Below are 6816 nucleotides of genomic sequence, written 5' to 3' on the forward strand. Positions count from 1 at the left end.
GGTGACCACGTGGAGAAAGGGACCGATCTAGTGGATGACTACACCGTGCGGGAGTCGGTGGGGAGCGACATCGTCGGGGGATCGGACAACGTCACCGAGGATGTCGAAGCCGTCATCCTCGTGGGCGGCAAGGGAACTCGGCTGCGGCCGTTGACGCTGTCGGCGCCCAAACCCATGTTGCCCACCGCGGGGCTGCCTTTCCTGACGCATCTGCTCTCCCGAATCCGGGCCGCGGGCATCCGGGACATCGTGCTGAGCACCTCCTTCAAGGCCGAGACGTTCAGCGAGTACTACGGCGACGGATCGAAACTCGGCCTCCGGATGCGCTACGTGACCGAGGACGAGCCACTCGGCACCGGCGGGGGTATCCGCAACGTGCTCGACCAGCTGACCGCGAGCACCATCGTGGTGTTCAACGGAGATGTGCTCGGCGGCACCGATGTTCGCGATGTCATCGACGCCCATCGCACGGCCGACGCCGACGTCACCATCCATCTGGTGCGCGTGAGCGACCCGCGTGCGTTCGGGTGTGTGCCGACCGACGCCGACGGTCGTGTCACCGCGTTCCTCGAGAAGACGCAGGACCCGCCGACCGACCAGATCAACGCCGGCACCTACGTGTTCAAGCGCGAGATCATCGAGTCGATCCCGGCCGGGTTGCCCGTCTCGGTCGAACGCGAGGTGTTCCCGCGGTTGCTGGTCGAGGGCAAGCATGTCCACGCCCACGTCGACCACGCCTACTGGCGTGACATGGGAACCCCCGAGGACTTCGTCCGCGGCTCGTCGGACCTCGTCCGCGGCATCGCGCCGTCCCCCGCGCTCGGAGACCGGCGCGGTGAGTCGCTCGTCCACGACGGTGCGGGTGTCGGACCGGGAGCACTCCTGATCGGCGGGACCGTGGTCGGTCGTGGCGCCGAGATCGGCCCGCGTGCACGCCTCGACGGCGCGGTGGTCTTCGACGGCGCCGTGATCGAGGCGGGGGCCGTGGTGGAACGGTCCATCATCGGGTTCGGGGCGCGTATCGGTCCGCGAGCTCTGGTGCGCGACACCGTGATCGGTGACGGCGCGAACATCGGTGCCCGGTGCGAGCTGCTGCGCGGCGCACGTGTCTGGCCGGGGATCGAGATCCCCGACAACGGGGTCCGGTTCTCGACCGACGTCTAGATCAGCGGATCTTGGCCGCCGCGAGGACGCCCGGGCCCAGCGGGATGACGACGGGGAGCAACTGCTCGTCGTCGGCGATCAGCAGGGCGGCCTCGCGCGCGGCCGCGGTCGGCGGCTCGGTCCGCGCCGGATCGCCGACGGTGCCGTCCGCGGTCGCGTTGTGCACGACGACGACGCCTCCCGGCCGCAGCATGCGCACGGCCTCGGTGACGAACCGGGGGAGGTCCAGCAGCGGCCCGTCGATGAACACGAGGTCGTAGGACGCATCGGACAGGCGGGGGAGGACGTCGACGGGGGTGCCGTTGATCAGACGCGTCCGGCCGGGCGCGATGTCGGCACCGGCGAACGACGCGCGTGCCGCCCGATGGTGTTCGGGCTCGGGGTCGATGGTGGTCAGGACCCCGTCGGCGGCCATGCCGTTCAGGAGCCACAGCCCGCTGACCCCCGTGCCGGTTCCGATCTCGACGACGGCTCGTGCATCGGCGGCCCGGGCGAGCAGTGCCAGCAGTGCACCGACCGCGGGAGCGACCGGCGAGGCGCCGAGTTCCTCGGCGCGGGCGCGGGCGGCGATCACGGCCTCGTCCTCGACGATGGCCGACTCGGCGTAGGCGATCAGGTCGTGGCTGCCGGGCGGGGTTGACTCGGTCACGCGTCGAGGTTAGTCCGAGCCCGGGCCGATCCGTACACGGCACGCCAGACCTGGGCGAATCCGGACCGCCGGCCCCCGCCGGCGCATCCTCAGGGAACACTCAGGCGCCTCATACGACGGCCACACTCCGATAGGAGAGGGTGAGAGCTGTTCCGGTTGGGACAGTTCGCGGTGGATCGGTGTCGACTCCTGACACATCGGGAATACCCAACCGGGGTCAGCTGTTCGAATTCGGTGAGTGCTCTGGGTCACCGGGTGCGTGTTCACGAGAGAGGGACCGACCACCGACCATGACCGTTTCCCCCGATTCCGCCGACGCTGTTCCGGCGGGTACCGCAGGTTTCGACGCCACCGGCGACGAACTGTTGATGCCGTCCTGGGACGACCTCGTGCGTGAGCACGCCGACCGCGTCTACCGCCTGGCCTACCGGCTGTCGGGGAACCAGCACGACGCCGAGGACCTCACCCAGGAGACCTTCATCCGGGTGTTCCGGTCGCTGTCGAACTACCGCCCGGGCACCTTCGAGGGGTGGCTCCACCGCATCACCACCAACCTCTTCCTCGACATGGTCCGTCGTCGCAGCAAGATCCGTATGGAGGCGCTGCCCGAGGAGTACGACCGCGTCCCGGCCGACACCCCGGACCCGCAGCAGATCTTCGACGCCACCAATCTCGACCCGGACCTGCAGCGCGCGCTGGACTCCCTCGCACCCGACTTCCGTGCCGCCGTCGTCCTGTGTGACATCGAAGGACTGTCCTACGAGGAGATCTCGGCGACCCTCGGGGTGAAGCTGGGCACCGTCCGCAGCCGCATCCACCGTGGACGTCAGAGCATCCGCGACGCACTCGCCGCCCAGGGGCACACGAGCAGTCGCTCGGTGGCCATCGGCTCGTCTGCCTGACCTCGACCGGCCTGACCGCCGGCCCTCGGGAACCCCGCGCGGCCCGGGTTCGTTGGGCGTCTCGGATAGTGTGGGACAGCGCTAGGCTGGGACACACAAAGCTGGGCTACACACGAATCACATCGTGCGGCGGTTTCGTCGTGGAGAGGGGTGAACGACGATGATGGACGGTGATCGCGGGCGTCCGACCGGACGTGGCGGTGTCGAACCCCCCACCCCCAATCTCCGTCGTCGGCGGACGTCGTGGAACCCCAACACCTGGAGTCCGGCACCGTCGTCCTTCCTTCCCAATCGTGGTTACCGTGAGCCCGGCACCGCCGGCGGCCGGCGGTTCGCACCCACCGAGCACCTCGCGCCCGAGGCGGTGGCCGCGTTCGTCGACGGCGAGCTGGGGATGTCGGCGCATGCACGTGCCGCCCACCACCTCGCCCTGTGCCCGGAATGCGTCGGCGCCGTCGAGGCCCAGTCCCTGGCCCGTACCCGCCTGCGGGAGTCCGGCCGGGTGTCGATCCCGGCATCTCTGCTGGGCCAGCTGTCGCAGATCCCCACCCGCGAGATCGACCTGACCTCCGAGACATTCGGCCCCGACCGGAAGTTCGGCCCCGGCACGGCGTCCTCCGAGACGCCGACCGACGGCATCCCCGGCGCGCGTGACGCGGGCCGCGGACGGACCTTCCGTCGCCGGGGTCGGTGATCGTGACCGACGATTCCGGCGCACCCGACCCTTCGCCGAACCCCGGCACCCCGCCCGACCCCGGCATGCCGGACGACGCGCAGTTCGCCCGTCGCGCCGATCCGCCGGAGTCGCAGCGACTCACCCCGAGCCGTACGCGGCATTCGCCCGTGTCGCCGTCCACCGCGCAGGTGTTCGGCAGGCCGTCCGGCGTGCGCGGGTCGTTCGCGAGCGGGTCCGACGACCGTCGATCACCGGAGCCGCGCATCGCGGCACCCGATCCGGTCCTCGCCGAGGCATTCGGCCGACCGCCCGGCTCCACCGACACCCTGCAGCGGGACCCGCTGGCCACCTACGGGCAGACCGAGGAGCCGCAGCGGCCGGAAGATCCGTGGCGTGACCCCGAGAGCCCGGCCCGGCTCGTGGCACCGGCGCTGGGCCCCGCCGCCTCCGATGCACCCACGACGCCCGCGGGCAAGCTCGGCGTCCGAGATCTGTTGCTGGGCAACCGCATCAGCTGGGTGGCACTGGCCACGCTCACCGTGATCGCCTTGCTCATCGGCCTCGTGGGCGGACTCCTCGGTCGCTACACCGCCGAGGTCGCCGCGCCCCTGACGAGCGACACGGTCGAACTGTCCACCGATGATCCGGGTGGCGACACCGGACCGCGGTCGCCGGTCGCCGAGGTCGCGCGTTCGGTGGAGAAGTCCGTCGTCGCCATCGACGTCCGTGCGTCGGGTGCCTATGCGACCGGGTCGGGATTCGTCATCGACAAAGAGGGCTACATCCTCACCAACAACCACGTCATCTCCATGGCGGCCAACGACAAGAGTGCCAAACTCGAGGTCGTCTTCTTCGATCGTCAGCGCGTCTCGGCGCGGATCGTCGGGCGCGACCCGAAGACGGACCTCGCGGTCCTCAAGGTCGACAACGTCGAGAACCCCACCGTGTCGGTCCTCGGTACTTCAAGTGACCTGCAGATCGGCGAGGAAGTCGTCGCGTTCGGATCGCCCCTGGGCCTCAACCGCACCGTGACGAGCGGCATCGTCAGTGCCACCGACCGCGCCGTCGCACTCACCCCCGACGCCGAATCCGACACCGATGCGGTGATCGACGCGATCCAGACCGATGCGGCGATCAACCCCGGCAACTCCGGCGGCCCCCTGGTGAACGCCGAGGCCAAGGTCGTCGGCATCAACACGGCGGGTCGCCTGGGCGCAGGCGGTGGGTCGATCGGCCTGGGCTTCGCGATTCCCATCGACGAGGCGAAGCCGATCGCCGAGGCGCTGATCCGCGACGGCAAGGTGAACCACCCGCAGATCGGCGTGAACGCGAGTTCGGTCCGCAACGAGCGGGTCCTCGGCGCGCAGATCCGCAACGTGGTCGCCGGTGGCCCGGCCGAACGCGCCGGGGTGCGGGAGAACGACGTGATCACCTCGTTCAACAACCGACCCATCGAGAGCGCCGACGAGTTGAATGTCGCCATCCGGACCGCGAAGATCGGTGAGGCGGTCCCGTTCCAGTACTGGCGGGCCGGCCGCACGTTCTCCGGCACCATCACGCCGGCGAGCGACTGACACACACCGCACAGATCAGGACGAGGGACATGTTCAGCAGCGTCGGATGGGGCGAGATCGCGATCCTGGTGGTGGCGGCCCTCGTCATCCTCGGCCCGGAGCGTCTTCCGGGCGCGGTGTCGTGGACCATGCAATCGGTGCGCAAGGTGCGCGACTACGCGACCGGCGCGACCAATCAGCTGAAAGACGAGCTGGGACCCGAATTCGACGACCTGCGCAAGCCGCTCGCCGATCTCAACGAACTCCGTGGGATGACCCCGCGCTCGATCGTGACCAAACATCTCCTCGACGGCGACGACTCGCTGTTCCGGCTGAACGAGAGCGCCACGACGGTGGACCGGAACTCGACCCCGGCGGCGCCGAAGATCAAGCCCGTGTCCGCGCCGCTGCCTCTCGACAAGCCGGATTCTCAGGTTGCCGACGCCACCTCGGCGGGAAGCCCGGTCTCGATGGACAAGTCGGCCGATCGCGCGTCACGTCCGTCCGGCCCACCGGCCGTCACCGACTGGGACGCCACCTGAGCAGGTCAGGAGTGCCGGACGGTGTCGAGCCCGAGGCTCATACCCGCGAGGCCCCGTTTGCGGACCGCCAACTTGGCCGCTACCGCTCGCAGTGCCGAACCCGACGGGGAGTCGGGCGCCGACAGAACCACCGGCACACCGGCATCGCCGCCCTCGCGTAGCGCCGTCTCCAGGGGAACCTGTCCGAGCAACTCGACCGGCGCACCGACGGCGCGGGTGAGTCGCTCGGCGACCATCTCGCCACCGCCGGATCCGAAAGGCTCCATCCGGGTGCCGTCGGGCAGCTCCAGCCACGACATGTTCTCGACGACGCCGAGGATCTTCTGGCGGGTCTGCAGCGCGATGGCCCCGGCCCGTTCGGCGACTTCGGCCGCGGCCTGCTGCGGTGTGGTGACCACGAGGATCTCCGCGCCCGGGATCAGCTGTGCGATCGAGATCGCGACGTCGCCGGTACCGGGCGGCAGATCGAGGAGCAGCACGTCGAGGTCGCCCCAGTAGACGTCGGCGAGGAACTGCTGCAGCGCCCGGTGCAGCATCGGACCACGCCAGGTCACCGGGGTGTTGCCGTCGGTGAACTGCCCGATCGAGATGAACCGGACCCCATGGCTGATGGGCGGCATGATCATCCGCTCGACCTGGGTGGGTTTGGCGTCGCTGCCGAGCATGCGAGGCACCGAGTGGCCGTAGATGTCGGCGTCGAGGACCCCCACGCTGAGTCCTCGTTCGGCGAGCGCCGTGGCGAGGTTGACGGTGACGCTCGACTTGCCGACACCACCCTTGCCCGAGGCGACCGCATACACCCGCGTCAGCGACCCGGGCTGGGCGAACGGGATGACCGGCTCGGCCTTGTCGCCACGCAGCTTCTTGCGCAGCTCGGTACGTTGTTCGTCGTCCATGACGTCGAGCTCGACCCGGACCGCACCCACGCCCGGAACGTCGGCGACAGCGGTTTCCACACGCTGCGAGATCTCGGTGCGCATGGGACAGCCCGACGTCGTGAGGTACACCCCGACGTCGACGCTCGCATCGTCGTTGATCGTGACCGACTTGACCATCCCGATGTCGGTGATGGGCTTGCCGATCTCCGGATCCTTGACCTTGCCCAGGGCGGCTCGAACTGCCGATTCCGTGGGCGCGACTCCAGTTGTCATCTGATCCAGACTACCGGCGTCCCTTGTGGACTCCGGTGGAGGTACCCGGGTGAGGAGTCAGCGCACCGGTACGGGTGCGCCGGCCTGTCCGGGCCGGTTGATCCCCGCATTGCCCGCGGGCGGCTGCTTGGTCGTGGGCGCCTGCTTCTTCTGCGGCGGGGGTGCGGGCTGGCCGGGCA

General features: G+C 69.6%; 7 protein-coding genes. 5 read left to right on the plus strand and 2 right to left on the minus strand.

Annotated features, from left to right (window positions below; genetic code table 11):
- The first annotated feature begins 30 nt into the window (after positions 1-30).
- A complete protein-coding gene (locus MAY35_RS19975) occupies positions 31-1164 on the plus strand; it encodes a sugar phosphate nucleotidyltransferase (RefSeq protein WP_238423029.1) in 1134 nt (377 codons plus the stop codon).
- Position 1165: 1 nt separating this feature from the next.
- Here the strand turns inward: MAY35_RS19975 and MAY35_RS19980 are convergent, their stop codons facing one another.
- The gene (locus MAY35_RS19980; RefSeq protein ID WP_238423030.1) at positions 1166-1813 is read right to left on the minus strand and encodes an O-methyltransferase; all 648 of its coding nucleotides are present in this window, start codon (positions 1811-1813) and stop codon (positions 1166-1168) included.
- 290 nt (positions 1814-2103) lie between these two features.
- On the opposite strand from MAY35_RS19980, the gene sigE reads away from it, so the two are divergent.
- The 4 genes from sigE to tatB all read left to right on the plus strand — a co-directional run bounded on the left by sigE (position 2104) and on the right by tatB (position 5486).
- Positions 2104-2715 (plus strand): RNA polymerase sigma factor SigE, encoded by a 612-nt coding sequence (gene sigE / locus MAY35_RS19985; protein ID WP_238423031.1) that lies wholly within the window; start codon positions 2104-2106, stop codon positions 2713-2715.
- A gap of 160 nt (positions 2716-2875) precedes the next feature.
- Positions 2876-3409 carry a hypothetical protein gene (locus MAY35_RS19990; RefSeq protein ID WP_238423032.1) on the plus strand — a complete coding sequence of 178 codons (534 nt, stop codon included), beginning with the start codon at positions 2876-2878 and terminating at the stop codon, positions 3407-3409.
- A 65-nt stretch (positions 3410-3474) separates the two neighbouring features.
- Complete coding sequence (locus tag MAY35_RS19995; RefSeq protein ID WP_238423040.1) at positions 3475-4965, plus strand: S1C family serine protease; 1491 nt, start codon at positions 3475-3477, stop codon at positions 4963-4965.
- A gap of 29 nt (positions 4966-4994) precedes the next feature.
- Complete coding sequence (tatB, locus tag MAY35_RS20000) at positions 4995-5486, plus strand: Sec-independent protein translocase protein TatB (protein WP_238423033.1); 492 nt, start codon at positions 4995-4997, stop codon at positions 5484-5486.
- Positions 5487-5491: 5 nt separating this feature from the next.
- Here tatB and MAY35_RS20005 read toward each other — a convergent pair whose 3' ends face one another.
- A complete protein-coding gene (locus tag MAY35_RS20005; RefSeq protein ID WP_238423034.1) occupies positions 5492-6637 on the minus strand; it encodes an Mrp/NBP35 family ATP-binding protein in 1146 nt (381 codons plus the stop codon).
- Positions 6638-6816 lie beyond the last annotated feature (179 nt).

This window comes from Gordonia sp. 'Campus' (genome assembly GCF_022206305.1).
Classification (GTDB): Bacteria; Actinomycetota; Actinomycetes; order Mycobacteriales; family Mycobacteriaceae; genus Gordonia.

Excerpts from the sequence above, each read along its gene's own strand:
- sigE (WP_238423031.1), top strand. The coding sequence starts at position 2,104 with ATGACCGTTTCCCCCGATTCCGCCGACGCTGTTCCGGCGGGTACCGCA.
- MAY35_RS19990 (WP_238423032.1), top strand. The coding sequence starts at position 2,876 with ATGATGGACGGTGATCGCGGGCGTCCGACCGGACGTGGCGGTGTCGAA.
- MAY35_RS19995 (WP_238423040.1), top strand. The coding sequence starts at position 3,475 with ATGCCGGACGACGCGCAGTTCGCCCGTCGCGCCGATCCGCCGGAGTCG.
- tatB (WP_238423033.1), top strand. The coding sequence starts at position 4,995 with ATGTTCAGCAGCGTCGGATGGGGCGAGATCGCGATCCTGGTGGTGGCG.
- MAY35_RS20005 (WP_238423034.1), bottom strand. The coding sequence starts at position 6,637 with ATGACAACTGGAGTCGCGCCCACGGAATCGGCAGTTCGAGCCGCCCTG.